The sequence below is a fragment of the Meinhardsimonia xiamenensis genome, from assembly GCF_900102905.1.
Taxonomy (GTDB): Bacteria; Pseudomonadota; Alphaproteobacteria; order Rhodobacterales; family Rhodobacteraceae; genus Meinhardsimonia; species Meinhardsimonia xiamenensis.
In genome coordinates, this window is record NZ_FNFV01000001.1 from 716,512 (window position 1) to 742,892 (window position 26,381).

Here is a 26,381-nt window from a genome sequence, read left to right on the forward strand (position 1 = left end):
GCGTTAAGCGAGCCCGGCGCGAATTTCCAGACGGACTTCCAGACGGAGCGGGACGAATGGCCGAAGGCGGCTTCACCCCTCGGGTGTTTTCAGGCATCCAGCCCTCGGGCGGGCTGACGCTCGGCAACTATCTCGGCGCGATGAAACGTTTCGTCGAGATGCAGAATGCGGGCGTCTACGAGTGCATCTACTGCATCGTCGATCTGCATGCGATCACCGTCTGGCAGGAGCCGCAGGCGCTGCGCCGGGCCACGCGCGAGCTTTGCGCCGGCTACATCGCCGTGGGCATCGACCCCGAGCGTTCGATCCTGTTCAACCAGTGCCAGGTGGCCGGTCACGCCCAGCTTGCCTGGATCTTCAACTGCGTCGCGCGGCTGGGCTGGATGCAGCGCATGACCCAGTTCAAGGACAAGGCCGGCAAGAACGCCCAGAACGCCTCGCTGGGGCTGTTTGCCTATCCCACGCTGATGGCCGCCGACATTCTGCTTTACCACGCCACCCATGTGCCGGTCGGCGAGGATCAGAAGCAGCACCTGGAGCTGACCCGCGACATCGCCGCGAAGTTCAACCACGACTACGGGGTGGAGTTCTTCCCGCTGCCCGAGCCGGTGATCGAGGGGGCGGCGACGCGCGTGATGAGCCTGCGTGACGGCACCAAGAAGATGTCGAAGTCCGACCCCTCGGACATGAGCCGCATCAACCTCACCGATGATGCCGACACCATCGCGCTCAAGATCCGCAAGGCCCGCACCGACCCCGACCCGCTGCCCGAGAGCCCCGAAGGGCTCGAAGGGCGCCCCGAGGCGCGCAACCTCGTCAACATCTATGCCGCGCTCGCCGACAAGAGCGTCGCCGAGGTGCTGGCCGAGTTCGGCGGCAAGCAGTTCTCCGAGTTCAAGCCCGCGCTCGCGGAGCTTGCGGTGACGCATCTCTCGCCGATCTCGAAGCGCATGGCCGAGCTGATGCAGGATCAGGCCGAGATCGACCGCATTCTCGCGCGCGGCGCCGATCGGGCCGAGGAGATCGCCGCGCCGATCCTGCGCAAGACCTACGAGATCGTCGGGCTGGTGCAGACGCGCGGCTGACGTGGCGCGGGGTGGGAAGGGGTTTTCCTTTCCGCCGTGGCGTGCTCTTTTCGCGGCCATGACACCCTTGACAATGCCGGACGGCGCACCCGTCCCCCGCTTCGCCTTTGGCACCATGCAGTTCGGCGGCGGCGCCGATGAGGCCGCAAGCCGCGCCATGTATGAGGCCGCCCGCGCCGCAGGGATCACGCATTTCGACACCGCCTACGGCTACACGGGCGGCGAATCCGAGCGGCTTCTGGGCCGTTTCGCCGCGGCCGAGCGCGACAGGCTCTACATCGCCACCAAATGCGCCTGGCCGCTGCCGGCGAGCCGGGCCAACATCACCGCCCAGTTCGACGAGAGCCGCCGACGGCTGGGTATGGACATGGTCGATCTGCTCTACCTCCACCGCTGGGACGCCGAGACGCCCCTTGAGGAGACATTCGAGACCATGGCGCGCCTTGTCGAGGCGGGGCATGTGCGCCACGTGGGCGTGTCGAACTATGCCGCCTGGCAGGTGATGAAGGCGGCTTCGGTGGCCGCGCGCTTCGGTCTGAAGATCACCGCGATCCAGCCGATGTATTCGCTGGTGAAGCGCACGGCCGAGGTCGAGATCTTCCCGATGGCGCTGTCGGAGGGCTTTGCGGTGATGACCTACTCGCCGCTGGGCGGCGGGCTTCTCACCGGGAAATACGCCCGGGGCGAGACCGGGCGTCTGCTCCACGATGCGGCCTACGCCCGCCGGTATGGCGACCCGACACTCCACAAGGTGGCCGAGCGGCTCGCCGCGATCGCCGGCGAGATGGGCGTGTCGCCGGCCATGCTTGCCGTGGCGTGGGCGGCGCGCCATCCGGCCGTGACCGGACCGATCCTGAGCGCGCGCACGCCCGAGCAGCTTGCCCCCTCGCTCGCGGCCATCGCGTTCGACATGGATGACGCCCTTTACGCGCGGCTGTCACAGCTGGTGCCGGCTCCGCCGCCGGCCACGGACAGGACCGAGGAGGCATGATCGACTTTCTCGTCATCGGCGGCGGCATCGGCGGCATCTCGGTCGCCTCCCGTCTCGCGCCGCTGGGCAAGACGGTGGTGGTGGAGGCGGAGGAGGGGCTCGGCTATCACGCCACCGGCCGCTCGGCGGCGATGTTCGAGGAAAGCTACGGCCTGCCGTCGACGCGCGCGCTCAACCGCGCGAGCCGGGCCTTTCTGGAGGAAGCCGGCGTGCTCGCGCCGCGGGGCTTCATGATTGTGGGTACCGAAGAGGACCGCGAAGCCTTTGACACCGACATGGCCTCGATGGGCATGGAACCGATCACTGTCGCCGAGGCGCGCGAGATGGTGCCGATCCTGAACCCGGAGGTCGTCACGCGCGCGGGCTGGCATGCGGAGGCCTGGGACATCGACGTTGACCTGCTCCTGCAGGGTTACGCCCGCGAGGTGAGAGCGCATGGCGGCGAGATCAGGCTGAAGAGCCCGGTGACGGCGATCGCGAGGGCGCGCGACGGATGGCGCGTGACGGCGGGCGACGAGGAGATCGCCGCGCGCCTGCTCGTCAACGCCGCGGGCGCCTGGGCTGACCGCATCGCCGGGCTCGCCGGGGTACGGCGCATCGGGCTGACGCCCTTCCGCCGCTCGATGGCGCGGCTTCCGGCGCCCGGCGGGCAGGATGTGCGGCGCTGGCCGATGCTCTTCGGCCCCGGCGAGACGTGGTATGCCAAGCCCGACGCCGGCAAGCTCCTCGTCTCCCCGGCCGATGAAGACCCGGTCGAGCCGCATGATGCGTGGGCCGACGACATGGTGCTGGCCGAGGGGCTGCACCGCTACGAGCGCGTCGTCACCGAGCCGGTGACGCGGGTGGAGACGAGCTGGGCGGGCCTGCGCTCCTTCGCCCCCGACCGTCAGCTGGTGATCGGCTTTGCCCCGGATGCGCCCGGCTTCTTCTGGCACGCCGCACTGGGCGGTTACGGCATCCAGACCTCGCCCGCGGCGAGCCGGCTCGCCGCCGACCTCATCGCCGGGCGCGCGCCCGAGATCGGCCGGGATCTGGCCGCGGCGCTCTCGCCCGCGCGGCTGGCGTGAGCGGGTGACGTGGGCGGCGCTCAGTTCCTGATGCGCCAGCCGGTGCGGAAGATCCACCAGATCACGGCAAGGCACAGCCCGGTGAAAAGCGCGATTGCCGCAAAGCTCGCCCCCACCGCCACATCGGCCATGCCGAAGAATGACCAGCGGAAGCCCGAGATCAGATAGACCACGGGGTTGAACAGCGTCACCTTCTGCCAGAATTCGGGCAGCATGGTGATCGAGTAGAAGCTGCCGCCGAGAAAGACGAGCGGTGTCACCACCAGAAGCGGCACCAGCTGCAGCTGCTCGAAGTTGCGCGCCCAGATGCCGATGATGAAGCCCATCAGCGCGAACGAGATGCAGGTGAGCACGAGGAAGGCGACCATCCAGACGGGGTGTTCGATGCGCACCTCCACGAAGAAGGTCGCGGTGGCGAGAATGATCACCCCGATCATCAGCGCCTTGGTCGCCGCCGCGCCGACATAGCCGATGACGATCTCGATGAAGTTCACCGGCGCGGAGAGGATCTCGTAGATGGTGCCAATGAATTTCGGGAAATAGATGCCGAAGCTCGCGACGCTGATCGCCTGGGTCATCACGGTGAGCATGATGAGCCCCGGCACGATGAAACTGCCGTAGCTGATGCCCTCGACCTCGGCGATGCGCGAGCCGATGGCCGCGCCGAAGACGACGAAATAGAGCGAGGTCGAGATCACCGGCGACAGGATCGACTGGAAGATGGTGCGGAAGGTGCGCGCCATCTCGAAGCGGTAGATGGCAAGGATCGCGATCCAGTTCATGGCCTTGCCTCCTCCTCGCGCAGGAGATCGACAAAGATCTCCTCAAGCGAGCTTTGCGCGGTTTCGATGTCGCGCACCCTCAGCCCCGCCCCGGCGAGATCGGCCAGAAGGCGGGTGATGCCGGTGCGGGTGGCGGTGGTGTCGTAATGATAGGTGAGGCGCCGGCCGTCCTCGCTGAGCTCGAGCCGGTAGGGCGCGAGCGCCCCCGGCAGCTCCGCCAGCGGCTCCTGCAGCTCGATCACCATGCGTTTCTTTCCCAGCCGGCGCATGAGCGTGGTCTTCTCCTCCACCACCAGAAGCCGGCCGCGGTTGATCACGCCGATGCGGTCGGCCATGGCCTCGGCCTCCTCGATGTAATGGGTGGTGAGGATGATGGTGGTGCCCTGTGCCTTCAGCTCGCGCACGAGCTCCCACATCTCCTTGCGCAGCTCCACATCCACCCCCGCGGTGGGCTCGTCGAGAAACAGGATCTCGGGGTCATGGGCAAGCGCCTTGGCGATCAGCACCCGCCGCTTCATCCCGCCCGAAAGCTCCATCACCCGCGCATGGCGCTTGTCCCACAGGCTCAGCGCGCGCAGCACCTCTTCGAGGCGCGCGTCATCGCGCGGCCGGCCGAAGAGCCCGCGCGAGAAGCGCACCGTGTTGATGACCGGCTCGAAGGGCTCGAGCGAGATCTCCTGCGGCACCAGCCCGATGAGCGCGCGCGCCGCGCGGTAGTCGGTCACGGTGTCGTGCCCCTTCACCGTGACCCGCCCCGAGCTTGCCGTCGCCACCCCGCAGATGATGGAGATGAGCGTGGTCTTGCCGGCGCCGTTTGGGCCGAGAAGGGCGATGATCTCGCCCTTCAGGATGTCGAGCGAGACGCCGTGCAGCGCGGTGACGCCCGAGGCGTAGGTCTTGGTGAGGTTTTCGATGCGGATGACCGGCTGGGTGGCTGACGTCATGGCTCAACCTTCCTCTCGGCCGTGCCCGGCGGCAAGCGCGGGTCGCACATCCATCGCGGCGGCCCATGCCATCTTGAAGCTGCGGCGCGAGAGCTTGGCGCCGAACTCGGCCCGCGCGAGGCGGCGGGTGATTGTCCGGCCGGCATCGAAGGCGGAAACGATCTGCGCGGCGACCTCGATCTCGGCCTCGCGGTTCGCGCCCTTGTTGGCAAGCTCCTCTTCCAGAAAACTCAGCGAGGATTCCACCCCGTTTTCGGGAATCGCCACGGGCAGGTGGAGAAACGCCCCGTAACGCGCGCGCAGCTCGGCATCGGTGATGCCGGGGATCGGCGCGGAGCCGACATTGCCGAGCCTGAGGTCAAGGTGGCGGTTCCACAGCTTGCGCGGGTCATCCCACTCGAGGAGCCGCTTGGAGGCCGGGACGAGCGTTCCGGCGGCGGTGGTCACCCCGACCTTGGTGGCCGCGTCGCAGATCTCCCACACCGAGATGGCCACGTCCTCGAGCACCGTCTTGCGCGGCACCGGCGCGCCGCCTGACCGGGCGCTGGCGCGGGCGTGAAAGGCCTCGACCCGTTCTGTCACCTCGGCGGTCACGTCGGCGATCGCCGCCCAGCCTTCCTCGAAGAACATGGCTGTCTCCCCGTTCGCTGAGGCTCAAGGGGTGCGCCGGGGCTTGAGCCGTGTCAAGGTGTGCCGCGTAGTCATCAGCTAGCCCGGAGCCCATGAGCGAAGCCGCAATGACAGAAGCCGCGCCGCAGCCGGCGGAGGTGTTCCGCACCCGCCGGCTGACCAAGGTGTATGACACCGGCAAGGTCAAGGTGATGGCGCTGAGGGGCGTCGATCTTGACCTTTACGAGTCGGAGATGTCGGTGCTGCTCGGCCCCTCCGGCTCGGGCAAGTCGACGCTTCTCAACATCCTCGGCGGCCTTGACAGGCCGACCTCGGGGGAGGTGTGGTTTCGCGACATCAACCTTGCCACGCTCTCGGACCGCGAGCTTACCCGCTACCGGCGCGACAAGGTGGGCTTCGTCTTCCAGTTCTACAATCTCGTCGCCAGCCTCAGCGCGCGCGAGAACGTCGCGCTTGTCACCGACATCGCCGCCAACCCCATGCCGCCGGAGGAGGCGCTGCGCCTTGTCGGGCTCGAGCACCGGATGGATCACTTTCCGGCCGAGCTTTCGGGCGGCGAGCAGCAGCGGGTGGCGATCGCCCGCGCCATCGCCAAGCGGCCCGAGGTGCTGCTGTGCGACGAGCCCACCGGCGCGCTCGACAGCAAGACCGGCGTGCAGGTGCTCTCGGTGCTCGACCGCATCAACGCCGAGCTCGGCACCACCACCGTGGTCATCACCCACAACGCCGCGATCCGGCTCATGGCGCATCGCGTGATCCGCTTTCATGACGGACAGATCGCGGCGGTCGAAGTGAACGAGGCGCGCCTGCCGCCCGAGGAGATTTCTTGGTGAGGGGCCTGCGCGCACTCGACCGCAAGCTTCTTCGCGACATCCGCCGGCTCTGGGCGCAGTCGCTGGCGATTGCGCTGGTGCTGGCGGCAGGTGTGGCGATCCTCCTGATGTCCTTCGGCATGCATCGCGCTCTCTTCGAGACCCGCGAAGCCTATTACGAGCGCAACCGCTTCGCCGATGTCTTCGCCGCCGTCACCCGCGCGCCGCGCACGCTTCTGCCCGAGATACGCGCCCTGCCGGGCGTGCGCGCGGTGGAGGCGCGCATCACCGGCATGGCGGTGCTCGATCTTCCCGACCATCCCGAGGTGGCGGTGGGCAGGCTGATCTCCCTTCCGCCCGCGGGCGAGCCGCTGCTGAACGTGCCACTTCTGCGCGAGGGTCGGCTGCCGCGGCCCGAGGCGCGCGATGAGGTTGCCGTCAACGAGCCCTTTGCCCGCGCCAACGGCTACGCGATCGGAACGGTGATCCACGCCACGCTCAACGGCCAGAAACGCGCCCTCAGGATCACCGGCACGGTGCTGAGCCCCGAGTTCATCTATACGCTGCCGCCGGGCGGGCTGATGCCCGACAATCTGAACTTCGCCGTCATGTGGCTGCCCGAACGCATGCTCGCGGCGGCCTACGACATGGAGGGTGCCTTCAACGATCTGGCGCTGGCGCTTGCGCGCGGGGCGCCTGAGGCCGACGTGATCGACCGGCTCGACCGGCTTCTGGAACACTACGGCGCTCAGGGCGCGCATGGGCGCGACCTGCAGCAGAGCCATGCCTTCGTCGACTCCGAGATCGAGCAGCTGCGCAACATGGCGGTGGTGCTGCCGCCGGTGTTCTTCGGCATCGCGGCCTTTCTGGTGAGCATGGTGGTGGGGCGGATCATCGAGCTGGAACGCTCCGAGATCGGGTTGATGAAGGCGCTGGGCTATTCGAACAGGGAGGTCGCCTTCCACTACCTCTCGCTTGCGGCGCTGATCGCGGTTGCAGGCATTGCCGTGGGCTATGGCGTTGGCGCATGGATGTCGCGCGAGCTCGCAGAGCTCTATGCGCAGTACTTCGACTTTCCCTATGTGATCTTCGCCAACCCGTCCGACGCCTATGCTGTCTCGGGCGTGCTCGGGCTTGCCAGCGCCCTTCTTGGCGCCCTGCGCAGCGCGATGAAGGCCGCGCGCCTGCCGCCGGCGGTGGCAATGGCGCCGCCCGCGCCGCCTTTCTACCGGCGCGGCGCGATCGACCGGGTGATTGCCGCGCTGCGGCTCTCGCAGCCCACCACGATGATCTTGCGCGGCATCTTCCGCTGGCCCCTGCGCGCGGCGCTCACCGCGCTTGGCATCGCGTTTGCCGTGGCCGTGCTCGTCTCGTCGGGCTTCATGTTCGACTCGATGGACGAGATGATGGACAACGCCTTCTTCCGCGCCAACCGGCAGGATGCGACGCTGGTGCCGACGCGCGAGCTGCCCCCGGTCGCGCTTGACGAGGTGGCGCGCCTGCCCGGCGTGATGATGGTGGAGGGCGGGCGCAGCGTGCCGGTCAGGTTGCGGCATGGGCATCTGTCGCGGCGACTGGCGATCGAGGCGCGCCCCCCCGGCGCCACGCTCGCCCGCGCGCTCGATGCCGATGGCAACGCGGTCGAGGCGCCTAGCGATGGAATTCTGATCTCGAAGCGGCTTTCGGAGGTGCTGGAGGCACCGCCCGGCACCGTCATCGAGGTGGAGTTTCTGAGCGGCCGGCGGGAGACGGCGGAGGTGACGGTTGCCGGCGTCGTCACCCAGTACATCGGCCTTGGCGCCTACATGCAGGAGGAGGCGCTGCGCCGGCTCAGGCGCGAGGGGCCGCGGCTCTCGGTCATCCATGTCGAGCTTGACCCCGCCCGGCACGATGATTTTCAGGCCGCGCTGAAGGAACTGCCGCGCCTGTCGGCCCCGGTGATGCTCAACCGCGCGCGCCAGTCCTTTCAGGAGACGATCGACCAGAACGTCACGGTGATGGCGACGATCTATGTGATTGTCGCGGTGCTGATCACCGTGGGCGTGGCCTACAACTTCGCCCGCATCCAGCTCTCCGAACGCGCGCGCGATCTCGCCAGCCTGCGCATCCTCGGCTTCACGGAAGGCGAGGTTTCCTACATCCTGATGGGCGAGACGCTGCTTCTGGCGATCATTGCCCAACCCTTGGGATGGGCCATCGGCACCGGGCTTGCCTGGCTGATCGTGGAGGGCTTCGCCTCCGATCTCTACACCATTCCTCTGGTGCTCGAGCGCGACACCTTCGCAAAGGCCTCGCTCGTCGTGCTGGCGGCGGCGGCGGCCTCGGCGCTCGCGGTGCGGCGGCGGCTCGCGCGGCTCGATCTGATCGAAGTGATGAAGACAAGGGAATAGAGGGAACAGTCAATGAAGATGCGCACCCTGATCGGGGCGACGCTGGGCGCGGCGGCGCTGGCGGGACTCCTCTGGGCGGCCTTCCGGCCTCAGCCGGTGCCGGTGGATCTCGCTGAAGTGACCCGCGGCCCGATGCAGATCACCGTCGGCGCCGACGGGCGCACGCGCATCCGCGAGGTGTTCGAGGTGGCCGCGCCTTTCACCGGGCGCGCCGAGCGCTCGCCGGTGCGCGTGGGCGACCCGGTGGTGAAGGGCGAGACGGTGGTGGCGATCGTCCGCCCCGCCGCGCCGCCGCTTCTTGACGCGCGCGCGCGCCTCGAGGCTCAGGCGGCGGTGCGGGAGGCGGAGGCCGCGCTCGCCGCTGCGGCAAGCCGGGTCCGGCAGGCCGAGGAGGAACTTGACTACGCCCGCACCGAATATGAGCGCATCGTCAAGCTTGTGGAGCGCGGCGTGGCCAGCACCACACAGCTTGAGAACGCCCACCGCATTCTCAAGCTCAAGGAAGCGGCCCTTGACACTGCGCGCTCGGAGGAGGCCCGCGCCCGCAGCGCGCTCGCCCGTGCCCGCGCCGCGCTTGTCGATCCCGAGGAGCTTGCCGAAGAGGGCGGCCCTTGCTGCGAGGGCTGCTGCCTCGAGATCCGCTCGCCCGCCGATGGCGTGGTGCTCGAGGTGGCGCAAATCAGCGCGCGGCCGGTGCAGATGGGAGAATTCCTCGTCTCGGTCGGGCGGCCCGACGACCTCGAGATCGTGGCCGATCTTCTTTCCGCCGACGCGGTGCGCCTGCCGCCCGACGCGCGGGCCAGCGTCGAACGGTGGGGCGGCGCCGAGGCTCTCGAAGCGCGGCTGAGGCGCATCGAGCCGGTGGCGCGCACCAAGGTCTCCGCCCTTGGGATTGAGGAGCAACGCGTGGATGCGATCTTCGACATTCTCACCCCTCCCGAGGAGCGCCCCGGCCTCGGCCATGGCTTTGCCGTCTATCTGCGCATCATCGAATGGGAGGCGGAAGATGTCGTGCAATTGCCGCTGAGCGCGGTCTTTCGCGAGGGCGGCGAGTGGTTTGCCTTCACCGTGCGCGAGGGGCGCGCGCGCCGGGTCAGGGTGGAGCTTGGCCGGCGCAATGGCGAGGTGGCAGAGCTTCTGTCAGGCTTGAGCGCGGGTGACGTGGTCATCGTTCACCCTTCCGACCGCGTGGTCGAGGGGGTGGAGATCGTCTCCCGCACCTCAAGCTGAGCGCGGCGCTACCTTTCCCCGTCGAAGGCGCGCACTTCGATGCCTGCTGCTTCCAGCGCACTCCGCACGGCGCGGGCGATCTCCACCGCCGTCGGCCCGTCACCATGCAGGCAGATGGTGTCGATGCGCGTCGGGATGCGCTTGCCGCTCTCGGTGATGATGGCGCCCTCCTTTGCCATTGCCACCATGCGCCGTGCGGCCTCCTCGGGGTCGTGGATCATGGCGCCGGGCTGGCTGCGATCGACGAGCGTGGCGTCGTCGTTGTAGGCGCGGTCGGCGAAAATCTCTCCCGCGCGCCGCGCCCCGAGCGCCGTGGCCGCGCGCTCCTGAGCGGTGGCAGCGATGGTCATGATGATGATGTCGGGTGCCACCTTCAGCGCCGCCTCGTAGCAGGCGCGCGCCATCGCCTCGTCTTCGGCGCACATGTTGGCCAGCGCGCCGTGCAGCTTCAGATGCCGCACCTCGCCGCCGACAAGCCGGGCAATCGCCTGTGCCGCGCCGAGCTGATAGGCGACGAGACTGGCCAGCCGGTCATGCGGGAGCGCCATGCGGCGGCGGCCGAAATCCTTCAGATCGTCGAAACCGGGATGGGCGCCGATGCCGACGCCCTTCTCCACGGCAAGGCGCATGGTGCGTGCCATGTGGTCCGGATCGCCGGCATGGAAGCCGCAGGCGATGTTGGCCGAAGTGACGATGTCAAGGAGCGCCTCGTCATTGCCCATGCGCCAAGGGCCGAAGCTTTCACCCATGTCGGCGTTGAGATCGACGCGTTTGCCTGCCATGGCACATTTCCTCACTCTTGCGGCGGGTCGGTGGCCGAGATCACCCCGCCGATCAGCTGATACGCCAGAAGGTCGGGAATCTCGGCCGGATCGCGCACGAGCGGCCGCACCCGCGCCTTCAGCCCCGCCCGATCCTGCCGCGCGCGGGCCTCGGCGTCCACCGCCTCCTCGAGGCTGACGAAGGTAAAGCGCAGCTCCGCGCCAGCCGGAGCCTGGGCCACCCGCGGCAGGTCGGGCTCGATCACCGTGGCGATGCGCGGATAGCCGCCGGTGGTCTGGCACTCGGTCATCAGCACATAGGGCGCGCCGTCCCCCGTCACCTGCACATCGCCCGGCATGACCACCTCGGAGACGATGGTGAGCCCCGCCGCGCCCATGAAGCCCTCGCCTTCGGGGGTCAGCCGCACGCCCATGCGGTTGGCGCGCATGTCGCGGGTGAAACGGGTGGCGGCGAAGCGGGCGCGTTCGCTCTCGGCAAAGAAATCGGCCTGAAGGCCGGGCAGCACGCGCGCCACGCCGCCCGCAAATCGCGGCTCGGGCTCAACGCAGAGCCCCGCGCGCCCGGTTGAGGCGGGAGCGCCGAGAGGAAGGCGGTCGCCCGCGCGGATCGCCCGCCCGATGCCGGCGACGAGATGCGCCGCGCGCGAGCCGAGCAGGGGCTCGGTGGCGATGCCCCCGGCAAGATGGAGATACCCCCACGCCCCTTCCTGCACCGCGCCGATCTCGAGCCGCGCGCCGGCGGGCAGGAGGTGGCTGGCGTTCCAGGCAATGGGGCGGCCGTCGATACGCGCGGCCATGCGCGCGCCGGTCAGCGCGATCTCGACATCGACCGTCACCTCGAACACCCCGCCCATGCCGCCCATCTCGAGAGCGGCACATGTCTCGGGCTGGCCGAGAAGCGCCGCCCCCTCCGAGAGTGCGAGCCGGTCCATCGCGCCGCCGCGCCCCAGCCCCTCGGCGAGCCATCCGGGCCGGCCCATGTCCTGCACCGTGACGGCAGGGCCCGCGGAGTGGACGATGAGTTCCGCGCTCATCCGATCGCCTCCCAGGTGGCGCCGGCGTTGTCGGGGTCGGCGGCGCGCATCCGCTCCCACGCCTCGCGGGGGGTGTCGGTGAAGGTGACCTCGTCGCCGGGGCGCAGCGGAAAGGGGTTCTCGGCATCGGGGCGAAAGAGGCGGAAGGCGACCTGCCCAACATGCCGCCAGCCGGTCGGGTTTGCGGAGGTGAAGAGCGTGAGCTGCCGTATGGCAAGCACGAGCGCGCCCGCGGGCACCTGCGGGTTAAGCGCGGTCTGGCGCGGCAGGTTCCAGTGCTCGGGCAGCTCGCCCAGATAGGGCTGGCCCGGTGCGAAACCGATGGTCAGAACCCGCACGCGCGTGCCCGAGAGCTCTGCCCGCGCCGCCGCCTCGTCGAGCCCGGCGAGTGCGGCGGCCTCCGCAAGCTGCGGGGCGAGATCGCCTCCCCAGACGGTGGGAATGCGCCAGTGCCGTCGGCCATGGGGCAGGGGGGCGGCATACCAGTTGCGCGCGGTCATCAGGCGGGTAAGACGCGCCTCCATCTGCGCGTGCGGCACCGCGAGCGGGTCAAAGCGCAGGAAGGTTGAGACAAGGCTTGACGTCGTCTCCTCCACCTCAAGCCAGTCTTCGGCCTCTATCGCGGCGCGGAAGGCAAGCGCGGCGCGGTTTGCGGGTTCGGTGAGCCTGTCGCCGAAGCTGACCAGGAGGCCCGAGAGACCGGCCCGGCGCAGGCGCGGAAAGCCACGGGCGGGCTGTTCGGGGCTGGCCGCATCACGAGCGTCGGACATCACGCTTCAACCTCGAAGCCGGAAAGAAAGATGCGAACAGGTGAAAAGCATCGCGCGGCGATGGGCAAGGCCCAGCCCTGCACTTTCAGGTGGTTGTTCGCCCGAGACACGGCAGGATTTCACCGCAAGACGCCAAGGGCCTCGGCGCCCTCGGCTGCCGGGGCCCGGTCACGGCCAACCGCGCGCAGGGCAAACCACTGCCCGTGCGTTTGCGGACAAAGGTAGCCGCGCGCCTTGCACTTGTCCCCAATCACGCCATCATCGCGGACCGAGACGGGAACACGATCAACCAGAGAGGCCGCAGCGAATGGAACCTGTCACAGCCTATCTCTGGCCGCTGCTCGGCGGGTTGCTCGCGGCCGGCGCCGTGATTGTCGTGCTCGAACAGCGCCGCTCCCCCCAGTCGGCGGCGCTGTGGATCGTGTTCATCGTCACGATGCCATGGGTGGCGGTTCCGTTCTTCGTCATTCTCGGCTTTCGCAAGCGGGGCTCGGGATACCTGCCGATCCGCTTCAAGGGCATGCCGAGGGAAGCGGACGAACATCCCGTCGCAGAGACTTTCGCCCGGCTTGGAAGCGAGAGGGCGACCTCGGGCAACCGGATGCTGCTGCACGGCCCGCCGGATCGGGCCTGGGCAAGCCTCGCCGCGCTGATCGACGAAGCCGAGGAGTCGATCGACGCGATGTTCTACCTGCTTGCCAATGACGAGACGGGGCGCTGGTTCGTCCGCAGGCTCACCGAGAAGGCCCGGGAAGGGGTGCGTGTGCGCCTCAATCTCGACTGGTTCGGCGGCATGGTGCCCCGGCCGCGCCGTGAGCTCCGGGCCTTGCGGCGGGCCGGCGGCCAGCTGCGCTGGTTTTCGCCGTTCCTGCGCATGCCCGAGCGCGGGCACCTGAACCTGCGCAATCACCGCAAGATGGTCATCGCCGACCGCGCCCGGGTGTGGTTTGGCGGGCGGAACATCGCCGATGAGTACTTGCGCGGCTCGCCCGATTCCTGGGTCGACCTGACGGCAACCGTCACCGGGCCGGTGGTGCAGACCTTCATCGATGTCTTCGAAGCGGGATGGGACATCGACAACCCCGCACCGGACGTTCCCCCCTACAACCCGGTTCCCGAAACGGGAACGGCGGTGCTGCAGATGGTCCCGGCCGGACCGGATGAGCCCAGCGATGCGCTGCACGACGGGCTTGTCAACACCATCCACCGTGCGCGCGAGCGGGTCTGGGTGGCGACGCCCTACTACGTGCCCACCGATGCGCTCGATCAGGCGCTGTCGGTTGCCGCGCGGCGGGGACTCGATGTGCGGCTGCTGATCCCGGACCGGTCAAACCATCTCACCCCGGACCTTGCCCGTGGCAGCTACCTGCGCAGCCTTGCGCATGCCGGCGGTCGCATCCTGCGCTATGCCGGCAGCAACATGCATGCCAAGGTTCTTCTCATCGACGATGTCGGCATGATCGGAACGACCAACTTCGACACGCGCTCCATGCTGCTCAACTTCGAGTTGGCGCTCTTCGCCTATGATTCCGGCAGCCGCAGGGCGCTCGAGGAGTGGTTCGCCGAGGCCGAGACCCATTGCGAGGAGGGCATTCGACCGGTGAGCCTGCCCAGAAGGGTCATCGAGGGCGTCTTCCGCCTCGGCGCCCCGATTCTGTGAGAGACCGGCGATGGACGCATTGCGCCTGCGTGTCGCCACCTACAACATACGCAAGGCCGTTGGCCTTGACCGGCGCCGCGACCCCGAACGCATCATGCGCGTGATCGCCGCGCTCGACGCCGACATCGTCGCGCTGCAGGAAGCCGACCGCCGCCTGCCGCCCCGCGATCCGGTGCTTGACCGCGAGGAGCTGCGCGCGGTCACGGGCCTGCGTCCGGTTCCTTTCGAGCATGGCCGACGCAGCCTCGGCTGGCATGGCAATGGCATACTGGTGCGCGAGCATGTACGCATCATTTCCTGCGACCATCACGACCTGCCCGGCGTCGAGCCCCGCGGCGCGGTGCAGGCTCTGCTTGCCGTCGGCGGGCGCGAGATCAGGGTATTCGGCGTGCATCTTGGGCTGATGCGCGCCTCGCGCCGGGCGCAACTCTCGGCGCTCATCCGCCTGATGGGGCAGGACGAGGCGCACCCCACCCTCATTGCCGGCGACTTCAACGAACGTTCCCTCAAGGTGGGGCTTGGCCGCCTTGCCAGGCGCTTCAACATCATCGATGCGGGGCCCACCTTTCACGCGCGCAGTCCGATCTTTCCCCTGGACCGCATCGCCGCCTCCCGCGAGTTCGCGCTGCTCAGCGCGCGTGTCGTTCGCGAGGCCGAGGCGCGTCTTGCCTCCGACCATCTGCCGATGGTGGCCGATTTCAGCTTGAGCGAAGCGCCCGCTGCGGAAGGCTGCGCGTGAAAAGCCTGTCCTTGGGAGCCGGTCTCAACCCGGATCAGCGGGCGGCGGCGTCACCCATCCCCGGCCAGCTGCTCCAGTCGGTGATGTCCGGGTAGTACTTCCGCCGCCAGGCGCGCACCCTTGGGTTCATCACGCGCCGCCAAAGGGGCGGGATCATCGCGGCGGTCGTCATCAGCGGATAGCTGAAGGGCAGCTGCGGCGCCTCGTCCTCGTCGTGGTTCTGCAGTAGCGGGAAGCGCCGGTCGGGCTTGTAGTGATGGTCCGAATGGCGCTGCAGGTTGATCAGAAGCCAGTTCGAGGCGCGGTGCGAAGCGTTCCAGGAATGGCGCGGCAGGACATGCTCGAAGCGGCCGTTGCCGAGATAGCGGCGGGTAAGGCCGTAGTGCTCGACGTAGTTGACAAGCTCGAGCTGCCAGATGGCCACGAACGCCTGAAAGGCGAAGAGACCCACGCCAACCCATCCCGACAGCGCATAGGCAAGTACGAGAAAGGCCAGCTGCAGCGCCCAGTAGCGCCAGAAGGGGTTTCGCCGATCCCACCAGGGCCGGCCCTTGCGCGCGAGGCGCTCGCGCTCGGCCCGGAAGGCCGAGGCAAGGCACTGGGGCAGAACGCGCACGAAGAAGCGGTGAAAGCCCTCGTTGTAACGCGCAGTCACCGCATCCCGCGGGGTGCCGACATACACATGGTGCACCAGCAGGTGCTCCGTGCGGAAGTGGCTGTAGAGAACGCTTGCCAGCAGTAGATCGGCGAGCCAGCGCTCAAGCCGGTTCTTCTGGTGCATCAGCTCGTGGGAGTAGTTGATCCCGATCGTGCCCGAGATCACCCCCATGCCGAAGAAGAGCGCGATCTTCTCCAGCGTGCCGAGATGCGGCGCGCGCGGCACATACCACAGCATCCACACCAGAAGCGCGAACTGCAGCGGGAACCAGATGAGCGTGATCAGCCGGTACCAGAACAGCGCCTCCTCCGGTGTCTGCGGGTCGGCGTTTTCCTCATAGCGGCCGGTGATCGCGTCAAGCAGGGTGAAGAGCCACCATGTTGCCACCGGCACCAGAAGGACGGCCCACCCCCCCTTGAGGGCGCCGTAGACCGCCAGCGGGATCAGCGCCAGCGACAGCCAGAACGGAAGAGCGTTGTGGAGACGTGCAACCTGCCTTGCGGGTATCATGCCGATGCCGAAACCTGTTTGGCCCCCAAGGCACGAGGTTAGCGCGCACTTCGTTCCCTTTCAATTCGCCCCGCTGCGGCATTTGGACAGCGGTCACGGGTCTCGGGTGCCGCGCAGTGGCCTTCCGGCACGTCGACATCGACCCAAACGAGGTGGTGACGAAACCGCGCACTCTGCGGTTCGGGTTGTCTCGGCCACGCGACGCCGGCGCTGGTGACCGTCAGGCGCCGGTCGGGAAGGATGTAGGACAGGCGCAGATTGCCCGGGCCGTCCTCCGCATCATCGAGATCCGCGGTGTCGAGAGCCGGATCCCCCCGATGTCGGGCGTTTGCCCCTGCCTGCCGGCGCGCGGCGTGCAGCGCTGCCTCGCTGCGCGGGCGCGCGTCCTGCAGGCGGGGATGGGCGGCAAGCGTCCTGATCGCCTCATGTCGCCCCTCGCCATCGGCGGGGTCGAGATTGGCCAGGCCGAGCACGACCACGGGCGCCCCCGGCGGCGGCGTGGCGAGCCGCCCGTCGAGATAGGCGTGCCAGAATGCGATTTCGTCGTGGTTGCGTCGGCCGTTGAAATCCTCCGGCCCGTCGAAGACCGGCGCCGTTGCCGCAAAGGCCAGAAGGTGCAGCCGCGCGCCGCCAGGCAGGATCACCGGCACATCCCAATGGGCGGTCGATGACAGCCAGGGCCCGCCGTCCCCGGCGCGCCGCGCCTCCTCCACGCTGAGCAGGTGCCCCGGCAGCTCGGCCCATCGCAGCGCGGTGAAGTCGCGCATCATTCCCTCGTCAAGTCGAAGCCGCGAGAAAAGCGCCAGCCCGCCGGCTCCGCTGAAGCGCCCGTATCCGCGCGCATCCCGCGGCGTGCCCCGCCGGCCGTCGCCGTCGATATCGAGGGGCGTCCGCCAGCCTGCATTGGGGCGCCGGGAAAGGCGGTAGGGCAGCGTGAGCCCCGCCGCCTGCAGGCGCGCGGCGAAAGCGTCGAGGGCCTGTGCGCCGCTGTCCCAGTCGAAATTCGTCAGCAGAAGGATGTCGGGGCGAAGGGCGGCGATCCGCTCGATCACCGCCATGACCTGCCGCTCGCCCGCGAGAATGTCGCGCAGGAGAAGGCCCGGCCCCTCGCGCGAGAGCGGCGCGTGCCAAGTGGCGATGCGCAGCGATTCGCCCGAAGCCTCCCCGTTGGCGGCGAGCACTGCCGCCAGCAGGACAAGCACGCGTCGGATCAGACGGCCGGCTGGAACCCTGCCACGGGCTGTGGCGCGCGGCGTCGGCGCATCGCAATCAGGCTTGCGATGCGACTCAGCGCGATGCCGCGCATCAGAAGGCTTGTCGGCAGAAACGCCCATGCCGCAGCGACCCAGATCATCGTCAGCGGATTTTCGACCTCGACGGTGCCAAGCACCGCAGCGGCGGCCCGCACCGCCGCAGGCACGAGAAATGGCACCACGACCCCTAACGCGATGTAAACGCGGCCATCGCGCGTCAGGCGGGAGACGACATCCTCGCCGCGTGTCGGGTCGAAGGTGGGCAGATTGATCCACACGTTGAATGGGCCGGCGTTGAGCGGCCAGCGGCGGAACTGCACGAAATACGCGAACACCACCAGCGACGAGATCGACACGGTGTAGGCGATGGCGGCCGAGATGCGGAAACGTTCGGCCAGCGCGGGCGCGGCCGTTTCCGGCAGCATGAGCGCCGCCATCCGCACGGGACTGTAGGGAAAGTCGAGCAGATCGGCGAGTGCAACGCCCGCCGTCACGATGACCCGGCTCACGTCGTTGGGCTGGATTTCGTGGCGCGCGACCATCGTCAGCGCGAACACGATCACGAGCAGCGTGACGTAGCGGATCCGGTTGTAGGGGGGAGCGGCGCGGAACTCCACGATGCCGGGATAGACCGAACCGTATTCGAAGATCACGAGAGCCGCGGCGAAGATGGCCACAAGGGTGACGATCTGAATGGCGTCGTCCGAAATCCCCGGCATTGCCATCGAGGGCATGACGACCAGCAGCACCACCAGCACTGCGCGCAGAACCGCCCCTGTCATGCGTGCAATCACCGCTCCGAAACCCTCAATCTGGACGGGAGCGATACGATGCCGCGCCCTTGTTCCCAGTTGATCCCGCCACTGCCAGCGGGCTGCCTCATATTTGCCATGATCCTGCCCACTTTCACTTTCCCCGGCAAGGCTCTGGGAAAGTTAACAAAACGGAAACGGCAATTTCGGGGAGAAAGTGGTGCAAGCTTGCATCATTTTTGCATCAGCCTTGCGCCGCCCCACTGGGGCGACGCAAGATGTTGAGTCGAGTCGCGCAGGCGTTGCGCTCAGGCCCAGGGGCGCTCAGCCCTGAGACGAGCCTCATAGGCATCGATCTTGTCCACGTGCTCGAGCGTGAGGCCGATGTCGTCGAGCCCGTTCAGCAGGCAGTGTTTCTTGAACGGGTCGATATCAAAGTGGATCTCCTGTCCATCGGAGGTGGTGATGGTCTGGCTCTCGAGGTCAACGGTGATGCGCGCATTGGCCCCCTTCTTCGCATCCTCCATGAGAATGTCGACCTCTTCCTGGGGCAGCACTATGGGCAGGATGCCGTTCTTGAAGCAGTTGTTGTAGAAGATGTCCGCGAAGCTCGGCGCGATGATGCAGCGGATGCCGAAATCAAGCAGCGCCCAGGGGGCGTGCTCGCGGCTCGAGCCACAGCCGAAGTTGTCGCCGGCAATCAGGATCTGGGCATTGCGGTAGGCTGGCTGGTTGAGCACGAAATCCGCAATCTCGTTGCCATCGCGGTCATAGCGCATCTCGTCGAAGAGGTTCTTGCCAAGCCCCGTGCGCTTGATCGTCTTCAGGAACTGCTTGGGGATGATCATGTCGGTGTCGACATTGATCAGCGGCAGGGGCGCCGCAACCCCGGTCAGCGTGGTGAATTTTTCCATCGTTTCACTCCGATGTCGGCCGGCGGAGGTGCCGGCTCATGTGTCAGATCTCAGGGCGCCCGGCGCCGGTGGCCGAGCGGATGAAGTTGGCAAGGGCGATCAGGACAAGGCCGGTGACCAGAAGCTCGACGCCGAACAGGATGCCGATGAGCCTCGGGCCGGCGACATCGAAATTCGCCACCACATAGCCCGCGAGCAGAAGCTCCAGCGCGCCCGAAGCGAGCATCGGCCAGAACACCGGCGTGCCGCGCAGAATCCACGCCCAGGCGAGCCGCGCCGCGCCGCCGATGGCAAACAGGACCACCACGACAAGCGCCAGCGAGATCACGCCGGATTCGGGGTCGGCCACGAAGGCCAAACCGAGCACGCTCGCAAGGATGCCGAGAACGAGAGAGAGCCCGCGTTCGCGCCCGCGCGGCTCGTCAAAGGCGGCGAAGATCTGCGACAGCCCCGCGATGAGCAAGAGCACGCCGGCAAGCGTCGTGATCGCCAGCGAGGCGGTGACCGCGTCGTAGATGACCAGCACGCCAAAGAGGAGGGCCAGACCCCCCGCGAGCATCCATTTCTTCCAGTTCAGCATGATCCGGCCCTCCCGGCCACGAGCTTACAGCAGATCGCGCACATCCGTCAGCCGGCCCGTCACCGCCGCCGCCGCGGCCATGGCCGGCGAGAGCAGATGCGTGCGCCCCTTGTAGCCCTGACGGCCCTCGAAGTTGCGGTTCGAGGTGGAGGCGCAGCGCTCGCCCGGCTTCAGCTGGTCGGGGTTCATGCCAAGGCACATCGAGCAGCCGGCCATCCGCCACTCGAAGCCGGCCTCGATCAGCTTCTGCGCGATGCCCTCGGCCTCGGCCTGGGCGCGCACCAGCCCCGAGCCCGGAACGATCATGGCGCGGATGCCTTCCTTGACCTTGCGGCCCTCCATGATCTTCGCCACCTCGCGGAGATCCTCGATGCGCCCGTTGGTGCAGGAGCCGATGAACACGGTGTCGATCTCGATGTCGGTCAGCTTCATGCCCGGCGTCAGCCCCATGTAGTCGAGCGCCCGGCGCACCGCCTCGCGCTTGGGGCCTTCGAAATCCTCGGGGTGCGGCACCGTGGCGGTGATCGGCAGCACGTCCTCGGGGCTCGTGCCCCAGGTCACCACCGGCGCGATGTCGGCGGCATCGATCTCGACCACCTTGTCGTAATGCGCGCCGGGGTCGGACTTCAGCGTGCGCCAGTAGGCAAGGGCCTTCTCCCAGTCTTCGCCCTTCGGCGCATGGGGGCGGCCCTTGATGTATTCGAAGGTCTTCTCGTCGGGGGCAATGAGGCCCGCGCGCGCGCCGCCCTCGATGGCCATGTTGCACACGGTCATGCGCCCTTCCATCGACAGGCTCTCGATTGCCGAGCCCGCGTATTCGATCACATGGCCAGTGCCGCCGGCGGTGCCGGTCTTGCCGATGATCGACAGCGTGATGTCCTTGGCCGTCACCCCCGGCGCCAGCTCGCCATCGACACGCACCAGCATGTTCTTCGATTTCTTCTGAATGAGCGTCTGGGTGGCGAGCACATGCTCGACCTCGCTCGTGCCGATGCCATGCGCCAGCGCGCCGAAGGCGCCGTGGGTGGCGGTGTGCGAATCGCCGCAGACGATGGTCATGCCCGGCAGCGTCCAGCCCTGCTCGGGGCCGACGATGTGCACGATGCCCTGACGGATGTCGTCAACATCGTAGAGCTCGATGCCGAATTCGCGCGCGTTGCGGCGCAGCTCCTCCACCTGGATGCGCGACTGCTCGTCGCGAATGCCGTTCAGCCGGTCCGGGTCGGTCGGCACGTTGTGGTCGGGCACCGCCACCGTCTTTTCGGGGCAGCGCACCGTGCGGCCCGAGAGCCTCAGCCCCTCGAAGGCCTGCGGGCTTGTCACCTCATGCACGAGGTGGCGGTCGATGTAGATGATGCAGGTGCCGTCCTCGGCCTCATGCACGAGGTGGGCATCCCAGATCTTGTCATAGAGCGTCTTCGGGGCGGTCATCATTCCTCTCCCGCGATGTTCGGATTCTGTGGGACGGGCGTACGCCCGGGAAAACGGCGCGCCGGCGGGCGCGCGTCCTGCGGGCGCGTCAAAGTCGGGCGAGGACGGTGAGCGTCGCCCCATAGAAGCGCCAAGGCAGGCGCCGATGATCATCGATGTCGAAAACCGGTTCCATCGCCGTTTCAGGTAGCCCTTGCACCGGCACTGTGCAAGGGCGCACGACGCGGCCGCAGACACGCTGCGTGGGCGGCCGGCAAGGCGGCGGTGGCGGCCACTGCGGAAGAGAGGCGCCAGAAAACCGTTGCCGAAACCGGTTTCGGAAGTCACGAATCGTCGAAGCAGGGGAGGATGCCGGTGACAACGACAGGACAGAAACGCCTGCAGCGCCCGCCACGGGTGACCATCGGCCAACTCGCCGACGCGCTGGGGCTGGCCAAGGGCACCGTGTCGCGCGCGCTTAACGACTACCCGGACATTTCCGAGTCGACGCGCCTGAGGGTGAAGCGCGCCGCCCAGCGCATGGGTTACCGGCCGCTCAGCCACGCGCAGGCCATCCGCACCGGCCGCACCCGCTCCCTGGGGCTCGTCCTGCAAAGCGACGTGCACGACGGGATGCGGCCTTTTCTTGCCGAGTTCCTTTCCGGCCTCACCCAGGAAGCAAGCCGCGAGGGCTGGACGCTGACCGTCTCCACCGCCCCTTCCGAGGCAGAGCTTGCCGGGGTGCTGCGCCGGCTCGTCGAAGAGCACAAGGCCGACGGCTTCGTGCTGCCACGCACCATGATCGAGGATCCGCGCGTGGCGCTGTTGCGCGCGCTCGGCGTGCCTTTCGTGCTCTTCGGGCGCACCGGCGACGGGCGCGGTTGCAGCTGGTATGACATTCTCGGCGAGGAGGCGATGCGCGAGGCGGTGTTGCGGCTCGCGTCCTTCGGCCACCGCCGGATTGCCTTTGTCAACGGCGGCAACCGCTACAACTACTCGGTGTTGCGCGAGGCAGGCTACCGCGCGGGCCTGAGGGAGGCGGGCCTTGCCGAGGCGCCCGAGCTCATGCGCCGCGACGCGCTGACGCCGCAGGAGGGAGCTGCGGCCACGCGCGCGCTCCTTGCCCTGCCCGAGCCGCCCACGGCGATCGTCTTTGCCGTTGACATGGCGGCACTCGGCGCCTGGCCGGTGGCGGCAGAGCTCGGCCTTGCCATCGGGCGCGAGCTTTCGGTCATCGGCTATGACGGGGTGCCGGAGGGCGCGCTTGCCCGGCCCTCGCTCACCAGCTTCGACGTGGACACCAAGCGCGCCGGGGAGCGGCTCGCGCATCTCCTCATCCGCCAGATACGGGGGGAGGAGGCCGAAGCCCTGCGCGAGACCGAGCGCGCACGCCTGCGCGAAGGCGGCTCCGACGGGCCGCCCGAACTGACCAGTTCCGAACTGGCCCGAAGACTCCGGGCCCTACGCCAGCATGTCACAAGAACAGATGGGAGGATGACATGACGTTTCATGCCACGAAGACTCTGGGCCGGCTTCTCGCCGGCGCCTCGGCGGCAACCATGCTGCTCGCCGGTGCCGCGCTCGCCGACATCCGCTTCTGGACCACCGAGGAGCAGCCCGAGCGCCTGGCCAAGCAGGAGGAGATGGCCGCACAGTTCAAGGCCAAGACCGGCATCGGCGTGGAGGTGATCCCGGTCACCGAGTCCGAGCTCGGCACGCGCGCCACCGCCGCCTTCGCCGCCGGCGATTTGCCGGACGTGATCTACCACACCCTGCAATATGCCCTTCCCTGGGCGGAAGACGGCATTCTGGACACCGAGGCGGCGACCGAGGTGATCATGGCGCTCGATCCTTCGACCTTCGCGCCGGGCGCGCTCGACATGGCCAGGTTCGGCGATGGCTGGGCCTCGGTGCCGGTCGATGGATGGACACAGATGATCGTCTACCGCCGCGATCTCTTCGAGGCCAACGGGCTCGAGCCGCCCAACTCCTATGCCAACATCCTCAAGGCCATCGAGGTTCTTCACAACCCGCCCGAGATGTACGGCTTCGTCGCCGCCACCAAGGTGGACGAGAACTTCATGAGCCAGGTGCTCGAGCACGTCTTCCTCGCCAACGGCGCGACGCCGGTTGACGGGTCAGGCTTCAAGGGCTTTGACGAGAAGCGCACCATCGAGGTTCTGGAATTCTACAAGGCGCTCGCCGAAGCCTCGCCGCCGGGCGAGCTCTATTGGAAGCAGTCGCGCGAGCTCTATTTCGCTGGCAAGGCGGCGATGATCATCTGGTCGCCCTTCATCCTCGACGAGCTTGCCGGCCTGCGCGACAGCGCCCCGCCCACCATCAACGACGACCCGACGAGCCGCGAGCTTGCCTCGAAGACCGGCATCGTCACCAAGCTCGCCGGCCCCTCGAACCCCGAGGGTGCGGCCTGGGCCGACATCCGCTATTTCGGCATCACGGCAGACGCCGACACCGAAGCGGCGATGGAGTTCGTGAAGTTCTCGATGGACGAGGGCTACACCCAGACGCTGGCCATCGCGCCCGAGGGCAAGTTCCCCGTCCGCCGCGGTACGCCGGATGACCCGGACAAGTTCGTCGAGGCATGGTCGAAGCTGCCCGTGGGCGTTGACCGCAAGGCGCCGCTTTCGGAGCTCTACCCGCAGGAGATGATCGACGAGATCGTGGGCGGGCTCGACGTGGCCCAGCGCTGGGGCGTGAAGGAAGGCCAGCTCGCGCTTGCCTCGAAGATCATCAACAGCCAGGTGATCAACCGCGTCGTGCGCAAGTTCATCGACGGCGAGATCGACGCCAAGGAGGCGGTGGCCGAGATGAACGCCGAGCTTGCCAAGATCAGGTGATCCTCCCCGGGTCGGGCGGCGCGCGTGCTGCCCGGCCCACCTTCTCGCGCATGCGGAGCCTTCCCCGATGACCGCCGCCAACCCACCCAGAGGCAAGGGCCCCCTCGCGCGCCGCGAGGCACGCCTTGCCTGGGGGCTGCTCGCGCCCACCATCATCAGCGTTGCCGCGGTGGTGATCCTGCCGCTCCTCGCGGTGTTCTGGATCAGCTTCAAGCCGGTCACGCTGGCTGACCTGCGCCCGCCGACGCCGCTCGTGCGGGAGTCGCTCCGGGGCGGCCCGAAGGCGCCCGGAGATGCCGGGCAGATCGAGTATCGCATCCGCAACTCCTCGCAGGACAAGCCGATCCTGAACGTCACCCTCACCGACGAGATTCCCGAGGGCGTGGAGGTCGGCGAGCTCGACCCCCGCTGCGCGCTCGAGGGGCGCAGGCTGAGCTGCAGGCTCGGCGATTTCGAGGGAGGGCAGAGCGAACGGCTGCGCCTCCCCGTCACGCTGACAGAGGCCTATTTCGCAAGCGGCGCCGACATCCGCGCGAGCGCGCCGGTGGTGACGGGCGAGTCGGTCAACGTTCTGACTTCGGGGGAATTCACGCTCGAAAACTTCCGCGCCGTCTTCGACAGCCGCGAATTTATCGACGTGCTCTATGCCACCACCTTCTACACGGTCTTCGGCACCATCGGCGCCATCGTGGTGGGCCTGTTCGCGGCGCTGCTGCTCAACCACGCCTTCCGCGGCAAGGGGATCCTGCGCGGGCTCTACCTCTTTCCCTATGTCGCGCCGGTGATCGCGGTGGCCTTCACCTGGGTGACGCTGTTCGACCCGTTCTCGGGTTCGGTCAACGCGCTTCTCGTCCAGATGGGCGTTGTCGAGACGCCGATCAACTTCTTCGGCCAGCGCCCGCTGGCGCTCGTCATGGTGACGGTGTTCGAGATCTGGCGCTACTTTCCGCTGTCCTTCCTCTTCATCCTCGCGCGGATGCAGTCGATCGGCGCGGAGATGTACGAGGCCGCCGAGATGGACGGCGCCAGCCCCTTCCAGCAGTTCCGCTGGATCAGCCTGCCGATGCTCATGGGCATCCTCAGCGTGCTGTTCCTGTTGCGCTTCATCTGGACCTTCAACAAGTTCGACGACATCTTCCTCCTGACAGGCGGCAACGCCGGCACGCGCACCCTCACCGTGGATGTCTATGAGCAGGCCTTCGCCGTGTCGAACATCGGCGCGGGCGCGGCGGTTGCGGTGGTGATCTTCTGCGTGCTGCTCGTCTTCTCGATCTTCTTCCTCAAATACGTCAGCCGCGAGGAGGGGCTGTGATGCGCGCGCTCCGCTTCGGCTTCGTCGCGGGTCCGCTGATCGGCGTCTTCTGGGTGATGGTCGCCGCGACCACCGTGGCGGTTGTGATGTCCTTCGCCACCGGCGGCGCCTTCCGCCCGTCTCTCACTCTGGCCGCAGTCTGGGGCGCGCTGCTCTGGCCCGCCTCATGGCGCGAAGCCGGGCGGGCGGGGCCTGCCGTGGCCGCGGCGCTGATGGCGGCGGCAACACTCGCCGGTCTCGGCCCGGTTGTGATCGGCAATGGCGTCGGCACGGGCGCGCGCGCCGTCGCCGCCCTCGGCCTCGGCGCGGGCGCCGCCCTGCCGCTTGGCTGGATGCTCGCGGGGCTCGGGCGCGGCGCGCTCTCCCGCCACGCCTTCGAGGCGGCCGTGATCCGGTTTCTCACCGCCACCGGTCACGTGATCTTCGCCGCGATCGTGGCCATTCCCTTCTACGTGATGGTGATGACCAGCCTGAAGAGCCAGCAGGCGCTTCTGGCCAATCCGCTCGACTTCTCGCTCGATCTCGACAAGGGCTGGGGGGTCTTTCGCAGCTATGTCGAGCTCTTCCGAGACTTCAACTTCGGCCGCTATCTCTGGACTTCGTTCTACGTCTCGGTGCTGACCGTCATCATCACGCTGCTCGTCAGCATTCCCGGCGCCTATGCCGTGGCGCGGCTGCGGTTCACCGGGCGGACGCTGTTCTCGCGCTCGATCCTCCTGATCTACATGGTGCCGATGATCGTGCTGGCGCTGCCCATCTACATCGCCTTCTCGATGACGGGTCTGCGCAACACCATCTCGGGGCTCATCCTCATCTACCCCGTCACCACCATCCCGGTCGCGCTCTACATGCTGCAGGGCTATTTCCGCGGCCTGCCGGCGGAGGTGGAGGAGGCCGGGCTGATGGACGGGCTCACCCGCCTGCAGGTGATCTGGAAGATCACGCTGCCGCTCTCGCTGCCCGCGCTCGCGAGCGTGGCGCTCTATGTCTTCATGATCGCGTGGAACGAGTTTCTCCTCGCCTTCATGCTGCTCGACGACCCGGCCAAGTTCACGCTGACGCGCGGGGTGGCGATGCTCAACTCCTCGGAGGTGCCGCGCCAGCACCTCATGGCCGGCGCGGTGATCGCGACCGTGCCGATCATGCTGCTCTTTCTCGGCCTCGAGCGCTTCATGACCAAGGGGCTGACCGCGGGGAGCGTCAAGGGATGACTATCGT

Annotated in this window: 24 protein-coding genes; 12 read left to right on the plus strand and 12 right to left on the minus strand. The window is 67.9% G+C overall.

Annotation, left to right across the window (positions count from 1 at the left end; translation table 11 throughout):
* The first annotated feature begins 56 nt into the window (after window positions 1–56).
* The 3 genes from trpS (at window position 57) to BLQ14_RS03470 (ending at window position 3,143) form a co-directional block, all read left to right on the plus strand.
* Window positions 57–1,085: a tryptophan--tRNA ligase gene (trpS, locus tag BLQ14_RS03460; RefSeq protein WP_092498129.1), complete on the plus strand. Its 1,029-nt coding sequence runs from the start codon at window positions 57–59 to the stop codon at window positions 1,083–1,085.
* A gap of 73 nt (window positions 1,086–1,158) precedes the next feature.
* On the plus strand, window positions 1,159–2,076 hold the full coding sequence (locus BLQ14_RS03465) for an aldo/keto reductase (RefSeq protein WP_342670224.1): 918 nt from the start codon (window positions 1,159–1,161) through the stop codon (window positions 2,074–2,076).
* A complete protein-coding gene (locus BLQ14_RS03470) occupies window positions 2,073–3,143 on the plus strand; it encodes an NAD(P)/FAD-dependent oxidoreductase (protein WP_092498131.1) in 1,071 nt (356 codons plus the stop codon). The genes BLQ14_RS03465 and BLQ14_RS03470 overlap by 4 nt, the downstream gene beginning before the upstream one ends.
* A gap of 20 nt (window positions 3,144–3,163) precedes the next feature.
* On the opposite strand, the gene BLQ14_RS03475 is transcribed toward BLQ14_RS03470, so the two are convergent.
* From BLQ14_RS03475 to BLQ14_RS03485, 3 genes are read right to left on the minus strand one after another with little or no spacing between them, the layout of a single operon-like run.
* Complete coding sequence (locus BLQ14_RS03475; protein WP_092498133.1) at window positions 3,164–3,925, minus strand: ABC transporter permease; 762 nt, start codon at window positions 3,923–3,925, stop codon at window positions 3,164–3,166.
* Entirely contained in the window at window positions 3,922–4,869 is a 948-nt protein-coding gene (locus tag BLQ14_RS03480; RefSeq protein ID WP_092498135.1) for an ABC transporter ATP-binding protein, read from the minus strand. The genes BLQ14_RS03475 and BLQ14_RS03480 overlap by 4 nt, the downstream gene beginning before the upstream one ends.
* 3 nt (window positions 4,870–4,872) lie before the next feature.
* Window positions 4,873–5,499 carry a hypothetical protein gene (locus tag BLQ14_RS03485; RefSeq protein WP_092498137.1) on the minus strand — a complete coding sequence of 209 codons (627 nt, stop codon included), beginning with the start codon at window positions 5,497–5,499 and terminating at the stop codon, window positions 4,873–4,875.
* 92 nt (window positions 5,500–5,591) lie between these two features.
* Here BLQ14_RS03485 and BLQ14_RS03490 point away from each other — a divergent pair, with 92 nt between their 5' ends.
* Genes BLQ14_RS03490 through BLQ14_RS03500 form a run of 3 tightly spaced genes read left to right on the plus strand, consistent with a single transcriptional unit; the run spans window position 5,592 to window position 9,931 of the window.
* Window positions 5,592–6,332 carry an ABC transporter ATP-binding protein gene (locus BLQ14_RS03490; RefSeq protein ID WP_245656893.1) on the plus strand — a complete coding sequence of 247 codons (741 nt, stop codon included), beginning with the start codon at window positions 5,592–5,594 and terminating at the stop codon, window positions 6,330–6,332.
* Window positions 6,329–8,701 (plus strand): ABC transporter permease, encoded by a 2,373-nt coding sequence (locus BLQ14_RS03495; protein WP_245656895.1) that lies wholly within the window; start codon window positions 6,329–6,331, stop codon window positions 8,699–8,701. Before BLQ14_RS03490 ends, BLQ14_RS03495 begins: the two co-directional genes overlap by 4 nt.
* A 12-nt stretch (window positions 8,702–8,713) precedes the next feature.
* Window positions 8,714–9,931, plus strand: coding sequence for an efflux RND transporter periplasmic adaptor subunit (locus BLQ14_RS03500; protein ID WP_092498141.1), 1,218 nt, complete (start codon window positions 8,714–8,716; stop codon window positions 9,929–9,931).
* Between the two features lie 8 nt (window positions 9,932–9,939).
* Here BLQ14_RS03500 and BLQ14_RS03505 read toward each other — a convergent pair whose 3' ends face one another.
* Genes BLQ14_RS03505 through BLQ14_RS03515 form a run of 3 tightly spaced genes read right to left on the minus strand, consistent with a single transcriptional unit; the run spans window position 9,940 to window position 12,517 of the window.
* Window positions 9,940–10,713: a LamB/YcsF family protein gene (locus BLQ14_RS03505; RefSeq protein WP_092498143.1), complete on the minus strand. Its 774-nt coding sequence runs from the start codon at window positions 10,711–10,713 to the stop codon at window positions 9,940–9,942.
* Window positions 10,714–10,724: 11 nt separating this feature from the next.
* Window positions 10,725–11,747, minus strand: coding sequence for a 5-oxoprolinase subunit C family protein (locus BLQ14_RS03510; RefSeq protein ID WP_092498144.1), 1,023 nt, complete (start codon window positions 11,745–11,747; stop codon window positions 10,725–10,727).
* A complete protein-coding gene (locus tag BLQ14_RS03515) occupies window positions 11,744–12,517 on the minus strand; it encodes a 5-oxoprolinase subunit B family protein (RefSeq protein WP_092498146.1) in 774 nt (257 codons plus the stop codon). The genes BLQ14_RS03510 and BLQ14_RS03515 overlap by 4 nt, the downstream gene beginning before the upstream one ends.
* 307 nt (window positions 12,518–12,824) lie before the next feature.
* On the opposite strand from BLQ14_RS03515, the gene BLQ14_RS03520 reads away from it, so the two are divergent.
* Both BLQ14_RS03520 and BLQ14_RS03525 read left to right on the plus strand, forming a co-directional pair.
* Window positions 12,825–14,177: a phospholipase D-like domain-containing protein gene (locus BLQ14_RS03520; protein WP_092498148.1), complete on the plus strand. Its 1,353-nt coding sequence runs from the start codon at window positions 12,825–12,827 to the stop codon at window positions 14,175–14,177.
* Window positions 14,178–14,187: 10 nt separating this feature from the next.
* On the plus strand, window positions 14,188–14,916 hold the full coding sequence (locus BLQ14_RS03525) for an endonuclease/exonuclease/phosphatase family protein (protein WP_092498150.1): 729 nt from the start codon (window positions 14,188–14,190) through the stop codon (window positions 14,914–14,916).
* 34 nt (window positions 14,917–14,950) lie between these two features.
* Here BLQ14_RS03525 and BLQ14_RS03530 read toward each other — a convergent pair whose 3' ends face one another.
* From BLQ14_RS03530 to leuC, 6 genes are all read right to left on the minus strand, one after another.
* Window positions 14,951–16,084: an alkane 1-monooxygenase gene (locus BLQ14_RS03530; protein WP_092498152.1), complete on the minus strand. Its 1,134-nt coding sequence runs from the start codon at window positions 16,082–16,084 to the stop codon at window positions 14,951–14,953.
* Window positions 16,085–16,122: 38 nt separating this feature from the next.
* The gene (locus tag BLQ14_RS03535; RefSeq protein ID WP_170068370.1) at window positions 16,123–17,286 is read right to left on the minus strand and encodes an endonuclease/exonuclease/phosphatase family protein; all 1,164 of its coding nucleotides are present in this window, start codon (window positions 17,284–17,286) and stop codon (window positions 16,123–16,125) included.
* An 8-nt stretch (window positions 17,287–17,294) separates the two neighbouring features.
* On the minus strand, window positions 17,295–18,119 hold the full coding sequence (locus BLQ14_RS03540) for a hypothetical protein (protein ID WP_245656897.1): 825 nt from the start codon (window positions 18,117–18,119) through the stop codon (window positions 17,295–17,297).
* Window positions 18,120–18,397: 278 nt separating this feature from the next.
* A complete protein-coding gene (leuD, locus tag BLQ14_RS03545; protein ID WP_092498154.1) occupies window positions 18,398–19,003 on the minus strand; it encodes a 3-isopropylmalate dehydratase small subunit in 606 nt (201 codons plus the stop codon).
* A gap of 43 nt (window positions 19,004–19,046) precedes the next feature.
* Entirely contained in the window at window positions 19,047–19,583 is a 537-nt protein-coding gene (locus tag BLQ14_RS03550) for an HdeD family acid-resistance protein (RefSeq protein WP_092498156.1), read from the minus strand.
* A 24-nt stretch (window positions 19,584–19,607) separates the two neighbouring features.
* Window positions 19,608–21,014, minus strand: a complete 1,407-nt coding sequence (gene leuC / locus BLQ14_RS03555) for a 3-isopropylmalate dehydratase large subunit (protein ID WP_092498158.1) — start codon at window positions 21,012–21,014, stop codon at window positions 19,608–19,610.
* Between the two features lie 354 nt (window positions 21,015–21,368).
* Between leuC and BLQ14_RS03565 the strand changes: the two genes are divergently transcribed.
* The 4 genes from BLQ14_RS03565 (at window position 21,369) to BLQ14_RS03580 (ending at window position 26,374) form a co-directional block, all read left to right on the plus strand.
* Window positions 21,369–22,496 carry a LacI family DNA-binding transcriptional regulator gene (locus tag BLQ14_RS03565; RefSeq protein WP_245656898.1) on the plus strand — a complete coding sequence of 376 codons (1,128 nt, stop codon included), beginning with the start codon at window positions 21,369–21,371 and terminating at the stop codon, window positions 22,494–22,496.
* Window positions 22,493–23,851 (plus strand): ABC transporter substrate-binding protein, encoded by a 1,359-nt coding sequence (locus tag BLQ14_RS03570; protein ID WP_176759518.1) that lies wholly within the window; start codon window positions 22,493–22,495, stop codon window positions 23,849–23,851. Before BLQ14_RS03565 ends, BLQ14_RS03570 begins: the two co-directional genes overlap by 4 nt.
* Before the next feature lie 67 nt (window positions 23,852–23,918).
* Window positions 23,919–25,163, plus strand: a complete 1,245-nt coding sequence (locus BLQ14_RS03575) for a carbohydrate ABC transporter permease (protein WP_092498164.1) — start codon at window positions 23,919–23,921, stop codon at window positions 25,161–25,163.
* Complete coding sequence (locus tag BLQ14_RS03580; protein ID WP_092498166.1) at window positions 25,163–26,374, plus strand: carbohydrate ABC transporter permease; 1,212 nt, start codon at window positions 25,163–25,165, stop codon at window positions 26,372–26,374. Before BLQ14_RS03575 ends, BLQ14_RS03580 begins: the two co-directional genes overlap by 1 nt.
* The last annotated feature ends 7 nt before the right edge of the window (window positions 26,375–26,381 follow it).

Bases quoted from the DNA above. Each gene is read 5' to 3' on its own strand.
- trpS (WP_092498129.1), top strand. From the start codon at position 57: ATGGCCGAAGGCGGCTTCACCCCTCGGGTGTTTTCAGGCATCCAGCCC.
- BLQ14_RS03465 (WP_342670224.1), top strand. From the start codon at position 1,159: ATGCCGGACGGCGCACCCGTCCCCCGCTTCGCCTTTGGCACCATGCAG.
- BLQ14_RS03470 (WP_092498131.1), top strand. From the start codon at position 2,073: ATGATCGACTTTCTCGTCATCGGCGGCGGCATCGGCGGCATCTCGGTC.
- BLQ14_RS03475 (WP_092498133.1), bottom strand. From the start codon at position 3,925: ATGAACTGGATCGCGATCCTTGCCATCTACCGCTTCGAGATGGCGCGC.
- BLQ14_RS03480 (WP_092498135.1), bottom strand. From the start codon at position 4,869: ATGACGTCAGCCACCCAGCCGGTCATCCGCATCGAAAACCTCACCAAG.
- BLQ14_RS03485 (WP_092498137.1), bottom strand. From the start codon at position 5,499: ATGTTCTTCGAGGAAGGCTGGGCGGCGATCGCCGACGTGACCGCCGAG.
- BLQ14_RS03490 (WP_245656893.1), top strand. From the start codon at position 5,592: ATGAGCGAAGCCGCAATGACAGAAGCCGCGCCGCAGCCGGCGGAGGTG.
- BLQ14_RS03500 (WP_092498141.1), top strand. From the start codon at position 8,714: ATGAAGATGCGCACCCTGATCGGGGCGACGCTGGGCGCGGCGGCGCTG.
- BLQ14_RS03505 (WP_092498143.1), bottom strand. From the start codon at position 10,713: ATGGCAGGCAAACGCGTCGATCTCAACGCCGACATGGGTGAAAGCTTC.
- BLQ14_RS03510 (WP_092498144.1), bottom strand. From the start codon at position 11,747: ATGAGCGCGGAACTCATCGTCCACTCCGCGGGCCCTGCCGTCACGGTG.
- BLQ14_RS03515 (WP_092498146.1), bottom strand. From the start codon at position 12,517: ATGTCCGACGCTCGTGATGCGGCCAGCCCCGAACAGCCCGCCCGTGGC.
- BLQ14_RS03520 (WP_092498148.1), top strand. From the start codon at position 12,825: ATGGAACCTGTCACAGCCTATCTCTGGCCGCTGCTCGGCGGGTTGCTC.
- BLQ14_RS03525 (WP_092498150.1), top strand. From the start codon at position 14,188: ATGGACGCATTGCGCCTGCGTGTCGCCACCTACAACATACGCAAGGCC.
- BLQ14_RS03530 (WP_092498152.1), bottom strand. From the start codon at position 16,084: ATGATACCCGCAAGGCAGGTTGCACGTCTCCACAACGCTCTTCCGTTC.
- BLQ14_RS03540 (WP_245656897.1), bottom strand. From the start codon at position 18,119: ATGACAGGGGCGGTTCTGCGCGCAGTGCTGGTGGTGCTGCTGGTCGTC.
- leuD (WP_092498154.1), bottom strand. From the start codon at position 19,003: ATGGAAAAATTCACCACGCTGACCGGGGTTGCGGCGCCCCTGCCGCTG.
- BLQ14_RS03550 (WP_092498156.1), bottom strand. From the start codon at position 19,583: ATGCTGAACTGGAAGAAATGGATGCTCGCGGGGGGTCTGGCCCTCCTC.
- leuC (WP_092498158.1), bottom strand. From the start codon at position 21,014: ATGACCGCCCCGAAGACGCTCTATGACAAGATCTGGGATGCCCACCTC.
- BLQ14_RS03570 (WP_176759518.1), top strand. From the start codon at position 22,493: ATGACGTTTCATGCCACGAAGACTCTGGGCCGGCTTCTCGCCGGCGCC.
- BLQ14_RS03575 (WP_092498164.1), top strand. From the start codon at position 23,919: ATGACCGCCGCCAACCCACCCAGAGGCAAGGGCCCCCTCGCGCGCCGC.
- BLQ14_RS03580 (WP_092498166.1), top strand. From the start codon at position 25,163: ATGCGCGCGCTCCGCTTCGGCTTCGTCGCGGGTCCGCTGATCGGCGTC.